The sequence below is a fragment of the Pseudomonas sp. JBR1 genome (assembly GCF_028198185.1).
In the GTDB taxonomy this organism is placed as follows: domain Bacteria; phylum Pseudomonadota; class Gammaproteobacteria; order Pseudomonadales; family Pseudomonadaceae; genus Chryseomonas; species Chryseomonas oryzihabitans_E.
Map to the genome: position 1 here is coordinate 2,117,229 of NZ_CP116340.1, position 23,333 is coordinate 2,140,561.

Below are 23,333 nucleotides of genomic sequence, written 5' to 3' on the forward strand. Positions count from 1 at the left end.
GGTCACGCTCGCTAGGGTCAGGTCTCCTCAATCGACGAGACCTCAAGATGACCCTGATCCTCTCCATGGCCGCCTTTGCCCTGGTCGCCTCTCTCTCGCCCGGCCCGGTCAACCTGGTCGGCTTCAATACCGGCCTTACCCATGGTTGGCGTCCAGCCTTGTGGCACGTTGCGGGTGCCACCCTGGGCTTCGTGGTGTTGCTGGTGGCGGTCGGCCTTGGCCTGCATGAGGTGCTGGAAACCTGGCCGATGCTGCTCTGGGTCTTGCGCGTGGCCGGCGCGCTCTTCCTGCTGTACCTGGCCTGGAAGCTGGCGCGGGCCTCCGGCGACTTGGGCGTTGGACAGACGCGGCAGTGCCCGGGCTTTCGCGACGGCGTCCTGCTGCAGTGGCTCAATCCCAAGGCCTGGCTGGCCGCGGCCGCCGGCGTGGCACTGTTCGTTGGCGAGGATCGCGGACGCCTGGCGCTGTTCGCCGGCCTCTATCTGGTGATCTGCTTCGCCTCGCTCGCCTGCTGGGCGGTGGCGGGCGAATGGCTGCGAGGGCGATCCCTGACGGCCGCGCGGCTGCGGCTGCTCAATCGTGTCCTTGCGGCGCTGCTGGTGCTATGCGCCGCCTCCCTGCTGTGGGAGGGTTGAAGCGGCGCGGTACTGACCAGGGGTGGCCGCCACCAGGCGCTTGAAGGTGCGCTGCAGGTGGGCCTGGTCGGCGAAACCAGTGGCCAGGGCGACCTCGGCCAGCTCCTCGCCCTGGCGCAGCCGTTGTCGCGCCAGGCGGATGCGGCGATCGATCAGATAGGCATGGGGGGTCAGGCCAAAGCGCCGGCGGAAGCTGCGAATCAGCTGGGTGGGCGAGAGATCCGCGACCTGGCTCAGCTGGTCCAGGCTGACGCCCTCACCGCAGTGGGCATCGAGAAACTCGGCCGCGCGGCGCAAGCGGCGATCCTCGCGCTCCAGCGCGGCGGAGATGGGCGTGCGCCCCAGTCGGGCCAGCACGGATTCGAAATACAGCAGCGCCTGGCTCTGGCGCTGCAGGGCAAGGCTATCGGGATCGACCAGGCAGGCATGCAGTGCCTCCAATCCGGCGTACAGCCGGTCGTCCTGGGACAGCTGCACGGCCAGCGGCTGGAAGTCCTCGGCGCCCGGGCGCTGTAGCTCGGCCAGCCAGCCAGCGTCCACATGCAGCATGCGATAGCGCCAGGCGTCCTCGCCCTGGGGATTGCAGGCATGGACGTCGCCGGGATTCATCAGCACCAGGGTACCCGCCCCTACCAGTTCGCGAGTCGGTCCATTGTGATAGCGGCTGCGCCCACCCAGCACGGTGCCGATGGAAAAGGTCTCGTGGGAATGAGGGGCATAGCAGAGCGCGCGACCGTCCTGGATGGAACGGGCTTCGAGAAAGGGCAGCGCAGGATCACGCCAGAAGTGGGGTACGGCGGTGCCGGTAGCGGTCATGCGGCGGGAATTCCGGGACGACGGACCGGATCAGTCTAGACGTCGTCCCGGAAGGGCGAAAGCCAGGCGTCAGCGCGTGGCGGCGTCCTCGGCCTCTTCCAGCAGGACATCGGCCGTGATGACGTAGTCGGCGTCGGGATGCAGCTCGGCACCCAGCGCCAGTTGCTGCGCCGCGGCGGCCAGGGTCGGTGCGCCCTGGAAGGTGGCATTGAGTTCGGCCAGCAGGAGGCCCATGTCCTTGTGCATCAGGGCGGCGGGGAATTGCGGCGCGAAGTCGCCCTCGCGCAGGGCCGCCAGCTTGCGCTGGTGGTGGGGCGAGAGCACTGCCAGATCACCGAACACCTCGAACAGCACCTCGGCATCGAGACCGGCGCGGGTGGCATAGGCCAGGGCTTCGGCCAGGGCGGCGAGACCCGCGCCCATCAGGCCGTTGATGGCCAGCTTGATGGCCGCGCCCTGCCCGGTCGGACCGACGTGATGCACGGTCTTGCCCAGGGTTTCGAGGATCGGCCGAGCACGCTCCACGGCCTCGGGTTCGCCGCCGGCCAGGACCACCAGTTGCGCCTGTTCCGCCTCGGGCGTGCTGCCGGACACCGGCGCCTCGACCACGGCGATGCCACGGGCACGACCAGCGGCTTCCAGGCGCAGCGACAGTGCGGGCGAATTGGTGCTGGTGTTGATCAGCAGGCGACCGCTTTCCAGACGGGCGAGGACGCCGTCGGTGCCGAGCAGGACCTGTTCGAGAACGGCGTCGTTGGGCAGGGAGACGATCACCACTTCCGCTTGAGGCAGCAGCGTTGCTAGCGGCTCCATGGGCGTGCCGTGGCGCTCGCCGTCCTGCTGGTGCTCGGCGTAGGCGCGGACCGGATAGCCGGCCTCGCGCAGGTTGGCGCCCATGCGCTGGGCCATGGCGCCAAAGCCGATGAAACCGATCGAGGGATGCGCGGACATGAGGGGGAGCTCCCAGTAGAGGATGGTGGTATCTCGACTCTACCTCCGGGCCGGGGTTCCGCTCCTGGAGACCAGTCTGCACCGTCGCTGGACGAGGGACTCTTCTAGATCCCGCTGAACCAGTTGTAGCCCTGATCTTCCCAGTACCCGCCAGGATAGTCGTTGGTCACGAACAGCGCCTGGATGTGCTTGGGATTCTTGAAACCGAGCTTGGTGGGCACTCGCAGGCGCAGCGGATAGCCGTAGTCCGGCGGCAGCGCTACCTGGCCGAAGTCCAGCGCCAGCAGGGTCTGGGGGTGCAGCGCCGAAGCCATGTCGATGCTGGAGTAGTAGCGGTCGGCACACTTGAAGCCGACGTACTTGGCCGTGGTGTCGGCGCCGATGCGTTCGAGGAAGGTACGCAGGGGCACCCCACCCCACTGGCCGATGGCGCTCCAGCCCTCGATGCAGATGAAGCGGGTGATGTCGGCGCGCTGCGGCAGGCGGCGCAGGTCTTCGAGGGTCCAGGCCTGTTTGTTGGCGACCAGGCCGGAGACCTCCAGGCGGTAATCGCTCAGGTCGACTTCCGGAACGTTGTATTCGGGATAGAAGGCGTTGAAGGGAAAGGGATCGGTGATCTGGCTGGCGGCATAGGTCGGCGCCAGGCGTTCGCGACCGAACAGCCAGGCCTGCACCCGGTCGTTGAAGCGCGACATGGACCAGAGCACCTTGTCGACGCTGTCGCCGTCCTGCAGGTTGCAGCCGCTGAGCATGGCCAGGGCGCCCACCGTCAGGCCCTGCTTGAGCAGCAGGCGTCGTTGCAGATTCTCCACCTGCCGCTGTTGCGCCGGTTCCAGGCGCAGGCGTTCACGCCGACTCATCGTTAACCTCCTCGTGCGCCCGACCGGTGATCATCGGCGGCAGGGTGCGGGGGACCAGGATGACCAGGGCCAGGTGTACGACGACAAAGGCGCCGATGCCGGCCATGGCGAAGAAATGCACGTAGCGGGCAGTGTCGAAGCCGCCGAGCAGGGCCGCCAGCCCCTGCAATTGCACCGGTTTCCAGATCGCCAGGCCGGAGAGCACCACTAGCACCCCGAGGGCCAGTACTCCCCAGTAGAGCAGTCGCTGCACGGCGTTGTAGGTGCCGAGGTGATGCCCCAGACGCAGGCGCACGGCCGCGGCGAAATCACGGCCAATGGCGCGCGGTGACAGCGGCAGGAAATCCCGCCGGAAGTGGCCGCTGAACAGGCCATAGAGCAGATAGATCAGGCCGTTCGCCAGCAGTAGCCAGAAGACCGCCAGGTGCCAGGCGATGGCGCCGCCTAGCCAACCACCCAGGGTCGCCCAGGCGGGAAAGGTGAAAGGGAACAGCGGCGAAGCGTTGTAGATCGCCCAGCCGCTCATGAACATGCAGGGCATCGCCAGGGCATTGAGCCAGTGGGTGAGGCGTACCGGCCAGCGGTGCACCAGTCGCCGTCGCGAGGTGGTCATGGCATTTCCCTCTTCACCACGAGATGGAGGCGGTCGCCGTCAAACCAGGCGACCGCGGGGGGCTTACATGGGCGGGGTGAAACCGTCCTTGCCGACAGCCACGCCCTTGGCGTGCTTGCCGTCTTCGGCGGGGAACAGCACCACCTTGGCGCCGGGCTTGAGCAGGCTGCGGTCGCCCTTCTCGACATAGGCGATGGGCACGTCTTCCGGCACCACCAGCTGCTTCTCGCCGCCCTTGTACTGCACGGTCAGGGTGCGGCCGTTGGCCTTCTTGAGTTCGCCCACGGTGCCGTTGGTCATGGTGCCGGTGCTGCCATCGGCGTTTTCCCAGCCGTAGTGGCCTTCGCCGGAGCCGCGCAGGCTGGCCTCGAACACGGTCACCTCCAGCGCCTTGAGGGTGCCATCGGGTTGGGGGGTGGCGGCGGAGCCGATGAAACTGTTGGCTTCGATGCGATCCAGGTTGGCCTTGGACACGGCGCGGTAGCTGGTCTTGTCATCCAGCATCAGGGTCTGGTGGGCACCGTTGCGGGTGGTGTAGGCCAGGGTGTCGCCCTGGACGCTGTCCACGGTGCCACGCATGGGCTTGACGGTGGGCATGGGCGCGGCCTGGGCCAGCAGGGCGCTGCTGGCGAGCAGCAGGGCAAGGGAACCGCGGAGCAGAGTCTGGGTACGCATGAAACCTCCTGGGATAGGGAATCGCCCCGCCACAGTGCGACGCGTGGGGGGTCAGCAAGATGACCGGCGAATGACAAAAATGTCACCCAGCGAAGCGACCGAAGGCCCTACCATGACGTCATGCACATTCTCCTCATCGAAGACGACCAGAAGACCGGCGAGTACCTGAAAAAGGGCCTCGGCGAATCCGGCTACGCGGTCGACTGGACCCAGCACGGCGCCGACGGCCTGCACCTGGCGCTGGACGGCCGCTACGACCTGGTCATCCTCGACGTCATGCTGCCCGGCATCGACGGTTGGCAGATCATGGAAGTGCTGCGCAAGAAGCACGATGTGCCGGTGCTTTTCCTTACCGCCCGCGACGGCCTGCAGGATCGCATCCGCGGCCTGGAGCTCGGCGCCGACGACTACCTGGTCAAGCCTTTCTCCTTCGTCGAGCTGCTGCTGCGCATCCGCACCCTGCTGCGCCGCGGCGTGGTGCGCGAGCCCGAGCACTTCCACCTGGCCGATCTGCAGCTGGATCTGCTGCGGCGGCGGGTGACCCGTGGCGACGACCTCATCGTCCTGACCAACAAGGAGTTCGCCCTGCTGCATTTGCTGCTGCGGCGCGAGGGCGAGGTGTTGTCGCGCACCCTGATCGCCGCCGAGGTCTGGGACATGAACTTCGACAGCGACACCAACGTGGTGGACGTAGCCATCAAGCGGCTGCGCGCCAAGGTCGACAACCACTATCCGGTCAAGCTGATCCATACCGTGCGCGGTATTGGCTACGTCTGCGAGGTCCGCCCTTGAGCGCCCGCTCACCCTCGCTGATTCTGCGCGCCACCCTCGGCTTCGCCCTGGTGGCGTTGCTCGCCGTGGGCGGCGCGGGCATTTTTCTCTACCACAGCCTGGAACGTACCGTGCTGGAGCGCGCCGACTACGCCCTGCTCGGTCGCCTGGCGCACTTTCGCAGCCTGCTCAGTGCCGACCTGTCCCTGGAGACCCTGGGCCGCAGTCCGCAGCTGTTCGCCAACATGCTGGGCAACGAGCAGGATGTCTTTCTCATCGGCACGCCGGGCGCGAGGCCCGTGATCGCCTCCAACCCGCTGCAGATCGCCCTCCCTGACCTTCCTGTCATCCCCCAGACCCGGCGGCCGACCCGCGCCGATCTGCGCGAAGGGCGGCTGACCGACGGTACTCGCTGGCGTGCGGCACGGGTCGCGGTGAACACCCCCGAAGGTCCGGTGGAACTGACCGCCGCCCATGTGCTGCGCAACGAGGACACCACCCTGGCCGATTTCCGTCTGGGGCTGCTCGGTGCCGTGACCCTGGCCTTCCTGGCTACCGCCGGGCTCGGCTATCTGCTGCTGCGCCGGGGCCTGGCCCCCTTGCGGCGCATCGCCCGCCATGCCGGTGGCATCACTCCGACCCGGTTGGCCGCCCCCCTGGAACTGGCCGATGCCCCGCGCGAGCTGCAACCGCTGGTGGAAAACTACAACGCCATGCTGGCGCGGCTGGCCGACGGCTATGGTCGGCTGGTGCAGTTTTCCGCTGACCTCGCCCACGAGATCCGCACCCCGATCAATGCCCTCATGGGCCATACCGAGGTCGCCCTGCGCCAGGTGCGTGGCACCGAGGAATACCAGACGCTGCTGGCCTCCAACCTGGAAGAGCTGGAGCGCATCTCGCGGCTGGTGGAAAGCATCCTCTTCCTTGCCCGCGCCGATGACGCCCAGGCGGTACTGACGCCGCAACCGCTGCAGCTGGCCGAGGAGCTGACGCGCATCGCCGATTATTTCGAAGGCCCGGCCGACGAGCGCGGCCTGCGCCTCGTCGTGGCAGGCGGCGGTGAGGTGATCGCCGATCCGCTCATGCTCCGCCGCGCCCTGAGCAACCTGGTGGCCAATGCCATCCGCTACGCCGAGCCGGATGGCGAGATCCGGCTGCAGGCGGACGGCGGGCGCATCCGCGTCAGCAATGCGGGACCTGCCCTGGCGCCGGAACACCTGCAACGGTTGTTCGATCGCTTCTACCGCGCCGACCCGTCCCGCCATCAGCCCCATGATTCCAACGGCCTGGGCCTGGCCATCGTCGCCGCGATCATGCGTCTGCATGGTGGGCGCGCCGAGGTCGAGCAGGATGCGCGGGGTATTCATTTCAGCCTGGTCTTCCCGACCCCGGCCGCCTGAACCGCGACCTGCCGCTCAAACCACGCAACCGCCCGTCACCAAAGGACTTTTTCCGCTTGCCCAGGACGGCTATGGGCTGCATCGACCCGCCCACTACTGTACATTCATCTACCTTAGGCAATAAGCAAGGGTGGTAGGCGATGAGCGTGGATGTCGAACTGGTGCTGGCCGGCAAGATCGGCTTCGCGGCGCACCAGAACGCGGTGCCCGTGCTGCGTGAATTGCGCCTCACCCACAGCGGCCCCGAACCCCTGGCCGACCTTAGCCTCACGGTGACCGCCGAGCCGGCTTTCGTGGTGCCGCGCACCTGGCACCTGGAGCGCCTCGATCCCCAGGGCACCCTCTATCTCGATGATCGCGACCTCGAATTCGACGCCGCTCTGCTCGGCAGCCTCCAGGAAAGCCTGGTCGCCCAGCTGACCTTCACGGTGCGCCAAGGTGACGAGATCCTGCAGACGCGGCGCTATCCGGTCGAGCTGCTGGCCCGCAACCAGTGGGGCGGCGTGGACAGCATGCCGGAACTGGCGGCGGCCTTCGTCATGCCCAACGATCCGGCGGTGGATCGCCTGCTGGGCGCTGCCGCCGAGGTCCTGCGTCGCGCCGGCAAGTCCACGGCGCTGGATGGTTACGAGGGGGAGTCGCGCCGCCGGGTCTGGGAGCTCAGTTCGGCGCTCTGGTCGGCCCTGTGCGGCTTGCAGCTGACCTACGCAGTGCCGCCGGCCAGCTTCGAGCGCCAGGGCCAGAAGATCCGCACGCCCGGCGCCATCCTCGACGGTGGCCTGGCCACCTGCCTGGATCTCGCCCTGCTCGCCTGCGCGGCCCTGGAACAGGCGGGCCTCAACCCGCTGCTGGTGATCACCCACGGTCATGCCTTCGCCGGGGTCTGGCTGCAGCCCCAGGAATTCGCCCAGCTGCTCACCGACGACGCCGAGCCGGTGCGCAAGCGGGTGGCGCTCAAGGACCTGCTGGTATTCGAGACCACCCAGGCCACCGCCTCCCCGCCGCCGTCCTTCAGCCAGGCGGTGCAACTGGCCGAGCGCCAGCTGGACGACGACAGTTTCGTGCTGGCCCTGGACATCCGTCGCGCCCGCCTGCAACGCATCCGCCCACTGGCGGTGCCCGGACAACTCGCCACCCCCTTGGACGGCCTGCTGCTGCCGGGCGAAGCCCTGGAAGAGGCCCCGCCGCTGCCAGCCTTCGACGTGGACGTCGAGGCCGCACCCACCACCCCGGTCGGTCGCCTGGCGCTCTGGCAGCGCAAGCTGCTCGACCTCACCACCCGCAACCGCCTGCTGCACGTGCCGGAAAACGCCCGCAGCGTGCCCTTGCTCTGCCCCGAGCCGGCGGCGCTGGAAGATCGCCTGGCCGAGGGCCGGGCGCTGCGCCTGGTGCCGTTGCCGGACCTGGCGGTAAGCGGTCGCGACGCGGTGCTGCACGAGGCGCGTGAACACGAGAATCTGCAAGACGAGTACGCCCGTGGTGCCCTGGCCCGCGGCGAGGTGGTCGCCCCCCTGGATGCGACCAAGCTGGACGCGGGCCTGGTAGAGCTCTATCGGCGCGCCCGCAGCGACCTCGACGAGGGCGGTGCCAATACCCTCTACCTGGCGCTAGGTTTCCTGCGCTGGAAAAAGGCCGCCGATGATCCCAAGCATTACCGTGCCCCGCTGATCCTGCTGCCGGTGCGCCTGGAACGGCAGAGCGCCGCCAGCGGCATCACCTTGCACCTGTTCGAGGACGAGCCGCGCTTCAATCTCACCCTGCTGGAACTGCTGCGCCACGATTTCGACCTGGATATTCCCGGGCTCGATGGCCCCCTGCCCGGGGATGGCAACGGCATCGACGTGGACGGGATCTGGACCAAGGTCCGCCGCGCGGTGCGCGACCTGCCCGGCTTCGAGGTGAGCAGCGAGCTGCTGCTCGGTCAGTTCTCCTTCGCCAAGTACCTGATGTGGAAGGACCTCACCGAGCGTAGCGACCAGCTGATGGAAAGCCCGCTGGTGCGGCACCTGCTGGAGCGCACCACCGAATCCGGCGCCTACCTCAGCGGCGGCAGCTTTCCCCGCGAGCGCGAGCTGGATCGCCAAGTGACCCCGGCCGAACTCTTCACCCCGCTGCCGGCGGATTCTTCGCAACTGGCGGCGGTACTGGCCTCGGCCAGCGGCCAGGATTTCGTCCTCGACGGCCCGCCCGGCACTGGCAAGTCCCAGACCATCGCCAACATGATCGCCCACAATCTGGCGCTCGGCCGGCGGGTCTTGTTCGTCGCCGAGAAGCGTGCGGCCCTGGACGTGGTGTATCGCCGCCTGGAGGCCCAGGGGCTCGGCGAATTCTGCCTGGAACTGCATTCGAGCAAGGCCTCCAAAGCCGAGGTGCTCAAGCAGCTGGAGCGCGCCTGGGACACCCGCGACGGCCTCGATGAAGAGGAATGGCTGGTCGAGGCCGCCGAGGTGGAGCGCCTGCGGGATCGTCTCAACGCCGTGGTGGAGCGCCTGCACCGCCGCTGGCCCAATGGCCTGACCCTGCAGCAGAGCATTGGCCGCGTCCTGCGCGACGCTGCCCCCGATACCCCACGCCTGGCATGGTCCCAGGCCGACGCCCACGACGCCGAGGCCCTGGCCGAACTACGCACCGCGGTACGCCGCCTGGCCCTGCATGCCGAGACCGGGCGCAGCCTGGCGGCGGATTTCGCCCTCTTGCCGGCGCATCCCTGGTCCAACGCCTGGCAGGACGCCCTGGTCACCGCTGCCGAACGCCTGCGCGACACCCAACACGACCTCCAGCAGGCGCGGCAACGCCTGCGTGACGTCCTCGGCCTGCCGCTGGCCGACCAGGTGGCGCCCCGCCGCCTGCTGGACTTCGCTGAACTGCTGCGAAGCGCCGCCGGCCAGGACCTGGCCTTCGCCTTCGGCCCTGGCGCCGCCGAGCGCCAGCGTCACCTGGGACGCGCCCTGGAATTGCTGGCGGACTACCAGGCGCTGGAGCGCGAGCTGTCGGTACCCTATGCCGCCGAAGCCTGTCGCCGCGTCGCCCTGACCCAGCTGGAAACCGCCTGGGACGCCGCCGGCCGCCGCTTCTGGATCTTCGCCAGCCGCGCCCAGCGGCAGGTTACCCAGGACCTCGCCCGCCAGGGCGAAACCCAGGGCCAACCCGATGTGGCTGCCGACCTGCCGCGGCTGCGCCGTCAGCGTACCCTGCTCACCGAGCTGGACGATCTGGCGCCCACCCTTGACAGCATCAGCGGCTGGCAGGGCGTCACCAGCGACCTCGATGCCCTGCTCGCCCGTCGTGCCCTGGCCGAGCGGCTCGGCACCGCGCTGCCAACCCTGGCGGAAACACCCGAGCAGCTGCTGGCCCTGCGCCAGGCGGCAGCGCGCCGGTTGCAGCATCCCGAGGATCAGCCGGAGGACACCACCCTGGCCCCGGCCAGCAGTGCCTTCGCCGAGGCCCTGGATGCGGCCGAAGCCGCTCGCCAGGCATTCGCCGCGCAGGCGGGACTGGCCGGTGATACCGCCGCCGCCGAGCTGGTGCGCACCGCCGCCGCGCTGCTGCGTCAGCCGGGCCGGCTCAAGGCCTGGTGCGATTGGCAACGCGTTCGCGAGGAAGCCGAGGCGCTGGGCCTGACGGCGCTGATCGCCCGTGCCACGACCGCCGCGGCCGACGACCTTCCGGCCCTGTTCGAGACTGCCTATGCCCGCTGGTTCGCCGCCACCGCCCTGGACGCCGAGCCGCTGCTGCGCGATTTCGTCCCGGCCGAGCACGAGAGCGATATCCAGGCCTATCGCCGGTTGGACGACCGGCTGCAGAATCTGGCTGTGCGCCATATCCGCGCCCTGCTCTGCCATGGGCTGCCGCCGAAGAACGACGCGGCGCGCCAGGGCGGCGGCTTCGCCGTGCTCAAGCACGAACTGCAGAAGCAGCGCCGGCACAAGCCGCTGCGCCAGCTGGCCCTGGAAATGGGCGACGCCCTGGCGCGGCTGGCGCCCTGCATGCTCATGAGCCCGCTGTCCATCGCCCAGTACCTGCCTCCGGATGGCGGCCTGTTCGACTTGGTGATCTTCGACGAAGCCTCGCAGATCGCTCCCTGGGACGCCGTGGGCGCCATCGCCCGTGGCGTGCAGGTGGTGATCGCCGGCGACCCCCGGCAGATGCCACCAACGCGCTTCTTCGACCGCGCTGCTGGCGAGGACGACACCGCCGAGGACCTGGAAAGCATCCTCGACGAATGCCTGGGCGCCGGCATCTACAGCCACAGTCTCAACTGGCACTACCGCAGTCGCCACGAGAGCCTGATCGCCTTTTCCAACCACCACTATTACGACGGCAAGCTCATCACCTTTCCCGCACCGGAGATCCGCCCGAGCGCGGTGGAATGGCGACGGGTCGACGGCGTCTACGCCAAAGGCAAGGGCCGCCACAATGCCATCGAGGCCCAGGCCATGGTCGCCGAGGCGGTCAAGCGCCTGCTCGATCCGGCCTTCGCCGGCCTCAGCCTGGGCATCATCACCCTCAACAGCGAACAGCAGCGGCTGGTCACCGACCTGCTCGACCGCGCGCGCCAGCAGCACCCGGAGATCGAGGCGCACTTCGCCGAAGACCTGGCCGAGCCGGTGGTGGTGAAGAACCTGGAAACGGTCCAGGGCGACGAGCGCGATCTGATCATGCTCGGCATCGGCTTCGGCCCCACCGAGCCGGGCGCCAATACGATGTCGATGAACTTCGGTCCGCTGAACAAGGACGGCGGCTGGCGTCGCCTCAACGTGGCCGTGACCCGGGCGCGACGGGAGATGCTGGTGTTCTCCTCCTTCGATCCGGGGCTGATCGACCTCAACCGCACCAACGCCCGCGCGGTACGGGATCTCAAGCTGTTCCTGGAATTCGCGCAGCGGGGGCCCCAGGCCCTGGCGGCTGCGGTCAAGGGTTCCCTGGGTGGGCACGACTCGCCCTTCGAGGAAGCCGTGGCCCAGGCGCTGGAAGCCAAGGGCTGGCAGGTGGTGCCACAGATCGGCGTTTCGCGCTTCCGTATCGACCTGGGCATCGTCCATCCCGACCGGCCGGGCGACTATCTCGTCGGCATCGAATGCGACGGCGCCACCTATCACAGTGCCGCCACCGCCCGCGACCGCGACAAGACCCGCAGCGCCATCCTCGAAGGCCTGGGCTGGACGCTGCTGCGCGTCTGGTCCACCGAGTGGTGGATCGACCGCGCCGGTGCCACCGAGCGCCTGCATGGCGAGATCGAGCGGCTGCTGGAAGAGTCGCGGGCGAAGGATTGAGGGGCTGTTGGGCTTCGCTGCGCTCAGCGCCAACCTACGGCGGTTTACCTCATGCCGTAGGTTGGGCTGAGGCGGCTCCATCGCCGAAGCCCAACAATCCGGGCATGACCTTGGCACCGTTGGGCTTCGCTGCGCTCAGCGCCAACCTACGAGACACCTGCTCACACCGAATCACCCCCTCTCCCTCTGGGAGAGGGCCGGGGTGAGGGCTGCCGATGGCCAAAGGTGGCAATGGGTTGAGGTTGTGGGAGTGTTGAGCTTAGCTGGTTTGAGATGGCTCCATGGCCGAAGTCCAACGTTCCGCGCTCTACCCTGGCGCCGTTGATGGGGGCGACCCTCACCCCAACCCTCTCCCCGAGGGAGAGGGGGCGGATGGCGGCTTGTCCCCTGGTATCGCGCTGCCAGGGCGTCCGTAGCGTGGAAAACCGCGCCGCGTTTTCCACTGTTCCCCCCCTGCACCTGGACGCGAGCAAGACGCCGCCGTTATCCACCCCAGGCGGCATCCCTGCTGCGTAAGTTGGCCTGAGGCAGCTCCATCGCCGAAGTCCAACAAACCGAGCTCGACCTCGGCACCGTTGGGCTTCGCTGCGCTCAGCGCCAACCTACGGCGGTTTGCCCAACACTCAGCGGTATCAGAGAATATTCAGCGGATACTCGGTGATCAGCCGGGTCTCGGCCACGGTGCCGCCGGTGCTCTGGCTGCCGGAATGCCAGGCCTGGCGCAGGCGGAAGCTCAGGTCCTTGGCCGGGCCGTCCTGTAGGACGTACTTGGCCTCCAGATCCGTCTCGTGCTCCTTGTCGCCATCACTATAGAGCCCGGCATAGGCCGAGTCCGCTGCCATCCGGGTGCCGTCGATGCCACTGCCGCGGGTATGCCGCACCATCAGGTTCAGCCCCGGTACGCCGTAGCTCTCCATGTCCAGGTCGTAGCGTACCTGCCAGCTGCGCTCGCCCGGACCATTGAAGTCGGAGAACTGCATCGAGTTGCCGAGCAGGATGGAATCACCGAAGGAACCCGGCAGCGGCGCCCCGAAGACTGCGTAGTCGAAGGGTTGGTCACCGTGGATGCGCTGGTGGATCAGGGTGAAGGTATGGGCGCCGGTCTGGAAGGCGGCAGCCAGCGAGCCGGCGGTGTTGGCGATGCTGCCGGCCTTGGCGCTGCCGGCGTCCAGGGTGCGATAGAGGTTGGCGTCGAGGGTCAGACTCCGCCCGGCGGCCAGCGGCAGTACATAGTTGAGGTTGCCGTAGTACTGGTCCCAGACGTCCTCAAAGTGCCCGGCGTAGAGCGAGGCACTGAAATGATCGCTGAACTTGTAGACGCCCCCGGCGTAGCTGGCCGAGGCTGCCTCGACCCCCGCGTAGCCGGCGAAGATGCCGCCGTCCGAGCCGGTGGTGCGCGGCGCCGTGGCGGCGGTGAAGTGGCCGCCTTCCAGCACCAGGTGATCGACCTCCTGGCTCACCAGGCTCCAGCCACGTGCGGTCTGGGGAAACAGCCAGTTGCCACCCGCCGCCAGTACCGGCGCCGTGGGCTGCTGGTCGCCGTACTTGAGCACGGTGTTGGAAACGCGCAGCTTGACCGCCGCGCCGCCTTTGCTGAATTCGCTGCGCTGGCTGCCGTCGCCGTCCACCGGCATATTCGGGGTGTTGGCATGGCCATCGCCGCCATCCAGCTTGAGGCCCAGGTAGCCGTAGGCGTCCACCCCGACCCCCACGGTGCCCTGGGTGAAGCCCGAGGTGTAGTTGAGCAGGAACGCCTGGGTCCAGCTGCGCGGGTCGCGGCTGTTGCGGGCCTCGGCGCCATGGCCGTCGCCTTCGTTCTGGCGCACGTAGTAGTAGTTGCGCAGGAGCAGGGTCAGGTCACCGTCTTCGACGAAGCCCTTGGCATCGGACTGCTGACTGGCCAGGGCGGCACCGGTGAGGAGCAGACCGGGCACGCCGAGCAGCCAGACGCTCTGACGGGCAAAGGGGGAAAACAGCGATAGCGTCATGGGCGGTTCACTCACAAGATCTTAAAGGGGAATCGTTAGGTCACGAACGAGTTTGCCAGCTAGCGCCTGTGCATACCACTTCGCTGACCGCCGTCATCGTCCGGTAACCTGACCGTGCTGCGCTGGTGGTTCGCCCCTCGCCGCCCGTGGTTTCCCATGTCCAGCCAGTCCCCTGCCGTCGATCTCGCCTATCGTCCTCGTCTCGCCGATCTGCGTCCCTTGCTGCCGGAGCCCCTGCCCGGCCTGCGTGCCGAACCCCGCATCACGCCCGCCGTCAGCCTGACGGATCGCATGGGCTACCAGGCCGATTTTCTCGGCGGCTTCCTGGTCCCCTGGCCGCACCCGGGCGCGGCCCTGGCCAGCGATGTCTATCCCCTGCCCGCCTCCGCTGACCGCCTGGACTACACCCACTTTTCCGTGACCCTCTCGCGCAGCCGGCGAATGGCGCTCTGGGTCGGCGTCAATATCGATGGCGGTCAGCATGTGGAGGTCAAGCGCGGCCGCGATGCCTGGGCCTATGACGGTCGGGTGCCGCTGGAGGCCCAGCTCGGCGAGACGCTCTATGTCGACAACCTGCTCGACCGGGGTCATCTGGTGCGCCGCCAGGATCCCAACTGGGGCCCCGCGGCCGTCCAGGCCAACCAAGACACCTTCCACTTCACCAACTGCGCCCCGCAGATGGCCGCCTTCAACCAACAGACCTGGCTGGAGCTGGAAGACTATCTGCTCGACAACACCCAGCGCTGGCAGGCACGCATCACCATCTTCAGCGGCCCGGTGCTGCGCCCGGATGACCGGGTCTATCGCGACGCCCGGATTCCCGAGGCCTTCTGGAAGGTGGTGGCCTATCTCGGTGACGACGGCAAGCCCTCCGCCAGTGCCTACCTCATCGACCAGCGCCGGGAGCTGGACGCGCTATCCATCGCCTTTGGCCGCCTGCGCACCTACCAGTGCAGCGTCTTGCGCATCAAGCAGCTGACCGGCATCGACTTCGGCCCCCTGGCCGACCATGACGGCTTTTCCAACGAAGAGCGCGCCACCGGCAGGCCCGTCGAGCGGGCCATCCAGGGACCGGCCGACATCCGGCTTTAGTTTGGCTGGACGCGGGCGCGCGGCAGGCTGTTGCGCACCCCCAGCGACGCCAGCAGGATCAGCCCCGCCAGGTAGAGCTGAGCGGACCCGCTGAGGCCCAGCCAGGGCACCAGGGTGCTGACCGCCAGGGCCGGCAGGCAGAAGGCCAGGTAGCTCAAGACATAGAAGGCCGCCAGCAGGCCGGCTCGCTGGGCCGGTTCGGCCAGGGGCAACAGACTGCGGGTGGCGCCGAGAAAGCCGCTGCCGAAGCCAATCCCGGTGACCAGGGTGCCCAGGGCGAAGAGCCCCAGCTGACCACTGGCCACCGCCAGCCAGAGCAGCACCGGGCCGGCCACCAGGGTGCCCGCGCCCAGGCGCAGCAGCCGCGCGGCAGGCCAGTGGCGCAGGCCATGCAGGCTGGCGGCGCCGGTCAGGGTCAGGCCGGCCACCACTACCCCGCCCACCAGGATCGAGGAGGTGCCGGTGGCCGTCTTGATCAGCCCCGGCATCAGCGAGAGATAGAAACCACCCACCGCCCAGACCGCCAACTCCAGCGGCAAGATCCGCCACAGCATGGCACGTGCCTGGGGCGGTATCGCCAGCTGAGGCCGGAGCGCGGCGAGCAGTCCGGGCCGGCGCGCCAGGGGGTCGGGCAGGCGCAACAGCAACAGGCCCTGCACCAGGAAGAGCGCCAGGAACAGCCGATAGACCAGCTGCAGCGGAGCGGGCGCGAACTCCACCAGCAGGCCGCACCCCAGGGCGCCGCCGGCCATGCCCAGCAAGGGCGCCAGGCTGTTCAGCCAGGGGCCGCGTCCGGCATCCACGTCGAGCAAAGCCGCGCCCAGGGCGCTGGTGGCGATACCGGTCGCCAGCCCCTGCAGGGCGCGGGCGAGCACCAGATCCGCCAGGCCCTGTGCCTGATGGAACAGCAGCATGGCGCCCATCTCCAGTACCAGCGCCGCCAGGATCACCGGGCGGCGCCCCAGGTGATCGGACAGCCGCCCACCCACCAGCAAGGCGGCGAGCAGGATGAAGGCATAGACGGCGAATACCCAGGTCAGCCAGAAGGTGGAGAAGCCCCAGGCCTGCTGGTAGCTGGCATAGAGCGGCGTCGGCGCACTGGAAGCCGCCAGGAAGGTAAAGAGCACCCCGCCCAGCAGGATCAGGCGGGCGGTGGAAGAGCCATTCGCGGAGACCATGCCTATCCCTTAACGCTAATTAATTGCTTTAAAGCCTGAGCCCTTTCTGCGCCAAAAGCAATGCGTTTGCGTTAAGGGACGGGTATCCTGTCGCCATGACCACCAAGCAAGCTCGTCCCGGCGGCCGCAGTGCCCGCGTCCAGCAAGCCATTCACGAGGCCGTCCTGGCGCTGCTGCGAGAGCAGCCACGAGACGCTCTGACGGTGCCCCTGATCGCCGCCCGCGCTGGCGTCACCCCTTCCACGCTCTATCGACGCTGGGGCAACCTGCCTAGTCTGCTGGCCGATGTCGACCTGCAGCGCCTGCGCCCCGACCAGCCGCCGGAAGACACCGGCAGCCTGAGAGGCGACCTCGAACGCTGGCTGGAACACTATGTGGACGACCTCGCCTCGACGCCTGGCCAGGCCATGCTCAGGGATGCCCTGGCCGCCACCGATCCGGGCTGCGCGGTGCGCTGCACCGAACCGACCCGGGAACGCCTGGAGCTGATGCTCGAACGCGCCCGGTTGCGCGGCGAACCGGCGCCAGGTCTGGACGCCCTGCTCGACGGCCTGGTCGCCCCGCTGATCTATCGCACCCTGTTTGGTGCCGAGCGCCCGGCCATGCCGCTGTGCCTCGACCTGCTCGCCCGGGTGTTGCGGCCAGACCGGTAGCGAAAACCGCCCGCCCGGAAACGACGATGCCCGAACCTTTTCAGGTCCGGGCATCTCGTCCAGCGGCAGGACCCGAAGGGGTCCGCTAGCGGTCGCGTTTAGCCAGCGACTACTTTGTTGACGGGCTGCGTACGACGACCCAGGGCACCACCGATGGCCGCGACGATACCGCCCACCACCAGGCTGATCAGCAGCACCCAGCTGGCCTGGGAAACCTTGCGTGCGGCCACGTCAGCGGCTTCGCGGGCCTTCTGCTCGGCCTCGGCCTTGAGCTCCTGGTACTTGGCATAGGCCTGCTGGTAGGTCTGCTGGGCCTTGTCGACGATGGCGTTGGCCTCGGCGTCGCTCTTGCCGGTACGGGCCTTGATCAGATTGACCAGAGCCTGACGGTCAGCGGCGTTCCAGGCCTGGTCGCCACGCTGCTGCAGACGATCCAGCAAGGCATTGAGCTGGTCATCGGTCTGCTGCGGGTTGTTGGCGCTGTTCTGGGCAGTGTTCTTGGCATCCTGCTTCGCACCCTGGGCCTGCTGCTGGAGATTCTGCGGCTGCAGGGCGGGCTTGCCGGTCTGACGCAGCGCGGTTTCCAGCTCGTTCTGCAGATCACCCAGGTCGAGTTGGATACCCTGCTGACGCAGTTGATCCTGAACCTGGTTGGTCAGGGCCGGGGCCGCCTGGGACAGGCCGCTGCCAATCATCGACAGGCCACTGCCCGCCACGTTGACGCCGGTGCGCACCACGCCACTCACGGCGCTGGACACCAGATAGACGCTAACCAGGGTCACGGTGGCCCAGACCAGGATGCCGTGCAGCGCGCCTTCGCGTTGCGCCAGGCGACCGGCGATCCAGGCGCCGATGAAGACCGAGACCACGGCGCTGACACCGACCCAGATGCCGGTGCCCTTGCCCAGGCCATCCAGCGGATTGGCTTCCTGTTGCGGATCGATGGAGGCGGTGCCGATGGCCGTGCCCAATAGGCTGAGCAGCAAGGAGACGGTCAGGGCGATGACCACGCCCGCGATGATCGAGCTCCAGGAAATGCGCTTGAGCAGGGGGGCGGTGGCCCGGGTGGCCGGGTAGGCAGGTGTCTGGTGGGCGTCGTAGGACATGGCAGGTGCTCCGGAAGGATCATGGGAAGAACTTATTGTGGTAACGGATGGATACCCTCGCGCTTTCACAAGTTCCCAAACCAGCATTCCAGAGCCACCAAAGGTCGTCTGACCTCAGATGTCTGCTAGCCCATCAGGATATCGGCCAGCAGCTTCACGTTGAGCACCACGATCAGCCCGGCCACCGCCCAGGCCAGCACCGCCGTGAAGCGCTTGATCACGAAGGAGCCCATCAGCTGGCGATCCGAGACGAAGCGCACCAGCGGGATCACCGCGAACGGCAGCTGCATGGACAGCACCACCTGGCTCAGCACCAGCAGCTTGGCCGTGCCACTCTCGCCATAGAGACCGGTCACCACCACCACCGGGATGACGGCGATACCGCGGGTGATCAGGCGCCGCGCCCAGTCGGGGATGCGCAGCGAAAGAAAGCCTTCCATGACGATCTGGCCAGCCAGGGTCGCGGTGACGGTGGAGTTGATGCCCGACGCCAGCAGGGCGACCGCGAACAGCAGCGAGGCGATCCCCACGCCCAGCATCGGCGACAGCAGGTGATAGGCGTCCTGGATCTCGGCCACGTCGGTGCGACCGGCACTGTGGAACACGGCCGCGGCGGTGATGAGGATGGCCGCGTTGACGAACAGCGCCAGCATCAGCGCCAGGGTGCTGTCGGCCACCGCCCAGCGCAGCCCCATGCGCCGCCCCTCCTCGGTTCGCGGATAGGCGCGGGTCTGGACGATGGACGAATGCAGATAGAGGTTATGGGGCATCACCGTGGCACCGATGATGCCGATGGCCAGGTACAGCGCGGCCGGGTTGGTGACGATCTCCGCCTTGGGCAGAAAGCCGTCGAACACCGCGGCCAGGGACGGCTGGGCCAGCACCATCTGCACGCCGAAACAGACGAAGATCAGTGTCAGCAGGGCGATGACGAAGGCTTCCAGCCAGCGAAAGCCGCGGTTCATCAACAACAGGATGAGAAAGACGTCGAGCGCCGTGAGGATCGCACCCCACATCAGGGGAATGCCGAACAGCAGATTGAGGGCGATGGCCGTGCCTATCACCTCGGCCAGGTCGCAGGCGATGATGGCGATCTCGCAGGCGAGCCACAGCAGCAGGCTGACCGGACGCGAATAACGGGCGCGGCAGGCCTGGGCCAAATCCAGCCCGGTGGCGATGCCCAGGCGCGCGGCCAGGGCCTGCAACAGGATGGCCATCAGATTGGACAGCAGGATCACCGACAGCAGCAGGTAGCCGAATTGCGAGCCACCCGCGAGGTCCGTGGCCCAGTTGCCCGGGTCCATGTAGCCCACCGAAACCATGTAGCCCGGGCCGACGAAGGCCAACAGCCGGCGAAACCAGCTGCCGCCTTCGGGCACCGGAATACTGGCATTCATCCGCCCCAGGCTGGGCCGGGCGGACGACGAAGGCTCCTGCCAGGCAGGTTCGACGTAGCTGGCGGATTCTTTCATGGCTGACTCGTTCGGCAAGGTAGGACTACCCTTTGGAGAATTTAGCCTAGGCTAAAATTCACACATCCAGCAATAAAAAATCTCTATCTCATCCGTCGATAACGCCCACTGGCGAAGGAATCTTTGGTATTCGCCGGCAACTCGGTCAAAATGGCGCCCGAGCGCTTCCCTCCGAAGCGCCTTGGCTCTTGCGGAGAAGGTCATTCAGGTGGGCAACATGACAAAGGACGACGAACTGCTGAATCGGTTGGTCGATCCATCCATTCATATGGAAGGTTTTCAACAGGTCCGCGAGGCGCATCGTCAGGAGCTGATCGAAGACTATGTCGAGCTCATTTCCGATCTCATCCGGGACGGAGGTGAAGCGCGCCAGGTGGACATCGCCGCGCGCATCGGCGTCGCCCAGCCCACCGTGGCCAAGATGCTCAAGCGCCTGGCCGCCGCCGGCTTGATCGTGCAGCGCCCCTATCGCGGGGTCTTCCTGACGCCCGAGGGCGAAGCCCTGGCCGAAGCCAGCCGCGCGCGCCACCATGTGGTCGAGACCTTCCTGCTGACCCTTGGGGTAGACGCCGACACCGCCCGCCGCGATGCCGAGGGCATGGAGCACCACGTCAGCGAAGCCACCCTGGAAGTCTTCCGGCGCTTCATCGCCAGCCGCCAGTCCTGAGGGCTACGGCTTTAGTCGAAAGTCGCGGCCTTCCCCTTCAGAAAATCCAGGCACCGTCGAAGTAGTAGAAGTCATACTTTCACTTCTGTCGGTGTCCTGCCATGTTCAATCGCCATCTGAAGACCGAGCTCGCCCAACTACGGGCCGAGGTCGCCGAACTGCGTCAACTGCACGCTGGCTTCGAAAGCCAGGCACTCAGTCTTACTGTCGATGACCGTGGCAACATCGAGCGCGTCAACGAGCGCTTCTGCCGCGAGATGGGTTACCGCCCCGAAAATGTGGTCGGTCGTCCGCTGGACGCCTTCATTCCCGAATACGTCAAACAATTGCCCTGCTACCGCGACCTCAAGAGCGCCCTCAGTCAAGGCACCCAGACCAGTGGCATGTATCGCCTGCTGCGCTCCAATGGCCAGGAGGCCTGGCTCTATTCGACCTGGCAGCCGCTGCGCGACACCCAGGGCCGGATCCACAAGACCATCTGCTTCGCCAACGATCGTACCGAGCAGGTGGAGACCTCCACCGAGCACTCCGGCCTGATCAACGCCCTGCTGCGCTCCACCGCCGTCATCGAATTCAACCTGGCCGGCGAGGTGCTCACCGCCAACGACCGCTTCCTGCAGGGCATGGGCTATTCGCTCAAGCAGATCCAGGGCAAGCACCACCGGTTGTTCTGCACCAGCGAGGAAGCCAACTCCGCCGATTACCAGGCGTTCTGGGCGCGACTGAACCGTGGCGAATTCATCGCCAGTCGCTTCAAGCGGATCGACAGCCACGGCCGCACGGTCTGGCTGGAAGCCTCCTACAACCCGGTGCTCAACACCCGTGGCCAGCTGTACAAGGTGGTGAAATTCGCCACCGTCATCACCGAGCAGGTGGAGCAGGAACAGGCAGTGGCCGAAGCGGCCAAGGTGGCCTTCGACATCTCCCAGCAGACCGACGAGAGCGCCCGTCAGGGAGCCGAGGTGGTGCAGGACACCGTCTCGGTGATGCGCAAGATCGCCGAGGAGCTGCAGGTGGCCTCCAATGGCATCGAGGCCCTGGGCGAGCAGTCGCTGGTCATCAGCACCATCGTCAAGACCATCAGCGGCATCGCCGAGCAGACCAACCTGCTGGCCCTCAACGCGGCCATCGAGGCTGCCCGGGCCGGTGAACAGGGTCGTGGCTTCGCCGTGGTGGCCGACGAGGTCCGCCAACTGGCCGGTCGTACCAGCAAGGCCACCGAGGAGATCGTCGGGGTGGTGCAGCAGAACCAGCAGCTGGCGCAGACCGCCGTGGCCAACATGGCCGCCAGCAAGCACCAGGCGGAACAGGGCCTGCAGCTGGCCAACGCCGCCGGCACCCGCATCACCGAGATCCAGGACGGTGCCCAGCGCGTGGTGGGTGCGGTGGGTCAGTTCGCTCGTCGACTGAACTGAGCCCTGCCCCGGCTCCCGTCTCAGGCCGGAGCCGGTCGCCGTCGCCCCAGCAGCCCCACGGCGGCCAGGGTCACCCCCAGGCTGACCAGCAGGCACAGGCCGAGCAGGCCACGGTCACCCCAGCTCTCCCGCGCCAGGGCATAGCACCAGGGGGCGGCCGCCGAGAGCAGGAAGCTCGGCGCCAGCAGCTTGCCGGTCAGGCGCGCATAGAGCGCCCGGTCGAACAGCTCCAGTGGCAGGCTGGCGCGCAGCACCGCCACCAGGCCATTGAGCGCGCCATAGAGAAAGACGAAGCCAGCGGTCAATAGAAGATGACCGTCGCTCGCCAGGGCAAGGGCGAAACTCAGCGGCAGCCCCAGACCCAGGAGCAGATTGAGCTGGCGCGCCGACAGCCGCTGTCCGGAGGCCAGTTCCGCCAGCCGTGCGCAAACCTGGCCGATGCCCCAGAGCGCGGCCACGCCGACCGGTACGCCCCGCTCGGCCAGCAGCGCCGGCAGATGGGCCGAGAGCCCCGCCGAAAGAAAGCCGATCAACGCCATCCCGGTGGCGAACAGCACCCCAGCCAGGCGTGGCGAACCCCCCGCCACCGCGGGCGGCAACTCGGCACTGGGCAAACGTCCGCGGACATTGGGCAGCGGCACGAGCAACAGCAGGCCGGCCAGGGCGATGCCGGCATAGACCACCAGGCCCAGGCGCCAGCCCAGCACCTCCAGCAGCCAGTGGCCCAGGGGCCAGAACACCGCCGAGGCCAGGCCGCCGAGCAGGGTGATGCGCACCATCACTGCCCGCGAGCGCTCCCCTGCCAGCCGCGCCAGGGTGGCGAAGGCGGCGTCGTACAGTGACAACCGCATGCCCACGCCCAAGGTGACCCAGGCCAGGTAGAACAGTGGCGCCGATTGAGCGGCCGCGAGACCCAGACAGCCCAGGGCATCGAGCACCAGGCCGAGCTGCAGCGTGCGGCAGCCACCCAGGCGTTCGATCACCGCGCCACTAAAAGGCGACACCAGCCCCATTGTCAGCATCGCCAGCGAAAAGCCGCCATAGACCCAGCGCGCGTCCCAGCCGAGCCCCGCCGCCATGGCCGGACCATAGACCCCGGGCAGATAGAAGGCCAGGCCCCAGGCCAGCAGCTGCATCAGCCCCAGCTGCCAGATGGCGCGGTCGCTCGGCATCGGCGTCATCAACGCGTACCCGGGGTGCGATCGCCTTCGCCCAAGCTGAGCTGCATCAGTACCGTGTCCACCCAGCGGCCGTGCTTGAAGCCCACCGCCTCGAAGGTACCGACCGTGCGAAAGCCCTGGCGCTGGTGCAGGGCGATGGAGCCCTGGTTGGCACTGTCGCCGATCACCGCCACCAGCTGGCGAAAGCCCGCCGCCGTGCAGGCCGCGACCACCTCTTCCAGCAACCGCCGACCGATGCCCTGGCCGCCGAAACCTTCACGCACGTACACCGAGTCTTCCGCGGTATGGCGATAGGCGGGTCTTGGACGGTAGAGCACCGCGTAGGCGTAGCCCACCACTTGGCCGTCCCGTTCGGCGACCCGGTAGGGCAGACCAGCCTGGCGCACGGCGGCGAGCCGACGTTCCAGCTCCAGAACATCCGGCGGTTCCAGCTCGAAGCTGGCGCAGCTATGCAGCACATGCTGGGCATAGATGGCCTGGATGGCAGGTAGATCGGCGAGGGTGGCGTCGCGCAGCTGCAGATCGGTGTTCACGGAGGCTGTCCATCCAGGGGGTCGAGGAAGCGATCATGCCGGGAGGACCGGGCA

General features: G+C 67.7%; 19 protein-coding genes. 8 read left to right on the forward strand and 11 right to left on the reverse strand.

From position 1 onward, the window contains the following. Positions 1–47 precede the first annotated feature (47 nt). Positions 48–635 carry a LysE family translocator gene (locus PJ259_RS09860; protein WP_271655623.1) on the forward strand — a complete coding sequence of 196 codons (588 nt, stop codon included), beginning with the start codon at positions 48–50 and terminating at the stop codon, positions 633–635. On the opposite strand, the gene PJ259_RS09865 is transcribed toward PJ259_RS09860, so the two are convergent. From PJ259_RS09865 to PJ259_RS09885, 5 genes are all read right to left on the reverse strand, one after another. Further along, complete coding sequence (locus tag PJ259_RS09865; protein WP_271655624.1) at positions 603–1,451, reverse strand: AraC family transcriptional regulator; 849 nt, start codon at positions 1,449–1,451, stop codon at positions 603–605. The genes PJ259_RS09860 and PJ259_RS09865 overlap by 33 nt on opposite strands. 69 nt (positions 1,452–1,520) lie before the next feature. Continuing rightward, positions 1,521–2,402, reverse strand: coding sequence for an NAD(P)-dependent oxidoreductase (locus PJ259_RS09870; RefSeq protein ID WP_271655625.1), 882 nt, complete (start codon positions 2,400–2,402; stop codon positions 1,521–1,523). A gap of 104 nt (positions 2,403–2,506) precedes the next feature. Continuing rightward, a complete protein-coding gene (locus PJ259_RS09875) occupies positions 2,507–3,262 on the reverse strand; it encodes a molybdopterin-dependent oxidoreductase (RefSeq protein ID WP_017640012.1) in 756 nt (251 codons plus the stop codon). Then, complete coding sequence (locus tag PJ259_RS09880) at positions 3,249–3,875, reverse strand: cytochrome b/b6 domain-containing protein (RefSeq protein WP_017640013.1); 627 nt, start codon at positions 3,873–3,875, stop codon at positions 3,249–3,251. Before PJ259_RS09880 ends, PJ259_RS09875 begins: the two co-directional genes overlap by 14 nt. Positions 3,876–3,938: 63 nt before the next feature. Beyond that, positions 3,939–4,550, reverse strand: coding sequence for a hypothetical protein (locus PJ259_RS09885; RefSeq protein ID WP_187980040.1), 612 nt, complete (start codon positions 4,548–4,550; stop codon positions 3,939–3,941). 120 nt (positions 4,551–4,670) lie between these two features. Here PJ259_RS09885 and PJ259_RS09890 point away from each other — a divergent pair, with 120 nt between their 5' ends. The 3 genes from PJ259_RS09890 (at position 4,671) to PJ259_RS09900 (ending at position 11,994) form a co-directional block, all read left to right on the forward strand. Then, positions 4,671–5,342 (forward strand): heavy metal response regulator transcription factor, encoded by a 672-nt coding sequence (locus tag PJ259_RS09890; protein ID WP_271655626.1) that lies wholly within the window; start codon positions 4,671–4,673, stop codon positions 5,340–5,342. Continuing rightward, entirely contained in the window at positions 5,339–6,721 is a 1,383-nt protein-coding gene (locus PJ259_RS09895) for a heavy metal sensor histidine kinase (RefSeq protein WP_271655627.1), read from the forward strand. The genes PJ259_RS09890 and PJ259_RS09895 overlap by 4 nt, the downstream gene beginning before the upstream one ends. Positions 6,722–6,861: 140 nt before the next feature. Then, the gene (locus tag PJ259_RS09900; RefSeq protein WP_271655628.1) at positions 6,862–11,994 is read left to right on the forward strand and encodes a DUF4011 domain-containing protein; all 5,133 of its coding nucleotides are present in this window, start codon (positions 6,862–6,864) and stop codon (positions 11,992–11,994) included. A 632-nt stretch (positions 11,995–12,626) separates the two neighbouring features. Here the strand turns inward: PJ259_RS09900 and PJ259_RS09905 are convergent. After that, a complete protein-coding gene (locus PJ259_RS09905) occupies positions 12,627–13,982 on the reverse strand; it encodes an OprD family porin (protein WP_271655629.1) in 1,356 nt (451 codons plus the stop codon). 156 nt (positions 13,983–14,138) lie between these two features. Here PJ259_RS09905 and PJ259_RS09910 point away from each other — a divergent pair, with 156 nt between their 5' ends. Then, positions 14,139–15,074: a DNA/RNA non-specific endonuclease gene (locus PJ259_RS09910; protein WP_271655630.1), complete on the forward strand. Its 936-nt coding sequence runs from the start codon at positions 14,139–14,141 to the stop codon at positions 15,072–15,074. On the opposite strand, the gene PJ259_RS09915 is transcribed toward PJ259_RS09910, so the two are convergent. Beyond that, a complete protein-coding gene (locus PJ259_RS09915) occupies positions 15,071–16,252 on the reverse strand; it encodes an MFS transporter (RefSeq protein WP_271655631.1) in 1,182 nt (393 codons plus the stop codon). The genes PJ259_RS09910 and PJ259_RS09915 overlap by 4 nt on opposite strands. Positions 16,253–16,347: 95 nt before the next feature. Here PJ259_RS09915 and PJ259_RS09920 point away from each other — a divergent pair, with 95 nt between their 5' ends. Then, a complete protein-coding gene (locus PJ259_RS09920; RefSeq protein ID WP_271655632.1) occupies positions 16,348–16,905 on the forward strand; it encodes a TetR/AcrR family transcriptional regulator in 558 nt (185 codons plus the stop codon). Positions 16,906–17,003: 98 nt separating this feature from the next. On the opposite strand, the gene PJ259_RS09925 is transcribed toward PJ259_RS09920, so the two are convergent. Beyond that, the gene (locus PJ259_RS09925) at positions 17,004–18,011 is read right to left on the reverse strand and encodes a hypothetical protein (RefSeq protein WP_271655633.1); all 1,008 of its coding nucleotides are present in this window, start codon (positions 18,009–18,011) and stop codon (positions 17,004–17,006) included. Positions 18,012–18,136: 125 nt separating this feature from the next. Continuing rightward, the gene (locus tag PJ259_RS09930) at positions 18,137–19,483 is read right to left on the reverse strand and encodes an Nramp family divalent metal transporter (protein WP_059315762.1); all 1,347 of its coding nucleotides are present in this window, start codon (positions 19,481–19,483) and stop codon (positions 18,137–18,139) included. Positions 19,484–19,700: 217 nt separating this feature from the next. Here PJ259_RS09930 and mntR point away from each other — a divergent pair, with 217 nt between their 5' ends. Both mntR and PJ259_RS09940 read left to right on the forward strand, forming a co-directional pair. Then, positions 19,701–20,150 (forward strand): manganese-binding transcriptional regulator MntR, encoded by a 450-nt coding sequence (gene mntR / locus PJ259_RS09935; RefSeq protein WP_271655634.1) that lies wholly within the window; start codon positions 19,701–19,703, stop codon positions 20,148–20,150. Between the two features lie 101 nt (positions 20,151–20,251). Then, complete coding sequence (locus PJ259_RS09940) at positions 20,252–21,565, forward strand: methyl-accepting chemotaxis protein (RefSeq protein ID WP_059315764.1); 1,314 nt, start codon at positions 20,252–20,254, stop codon at positions 21,563–21,565. Between the two features lie 20 nt (positions 21,566–21,585). Here the strand turns inward: PJ259_RS09940 and PJ259_RS09945 are convergent, their stop codons facing one another. Both PJ259_RS09945 and PJ259_RS09950 read right to left on the reverse strand, forming a co-directional pair. Next, positions 21,586–22,746, reverse strand: coding sequence for an MFS transporter (locus PJ259_RS09945; protein ID WP_271655635.1), 1,161 nt, complete (start codon positions 22,744–22,746; stop codon positions 21,586–21,588). After that, complete coding sequence (locus PJ259_RS09950; protein ID WP_271655636.1) at positions 22,746–23,279, reverse strand: GNAT family N-acetyltransferase; 534 nt, start codon at positions 23,277–23,279, stop codon at positions 22,746–22,748. The genes PJ259_RS09945 and PJ259_RS09950 overlap by 1 nt, the downstream gene beginning before the upstream one ends. Positions 23,280–23,333: the final 54 nt, after the last annotated feature.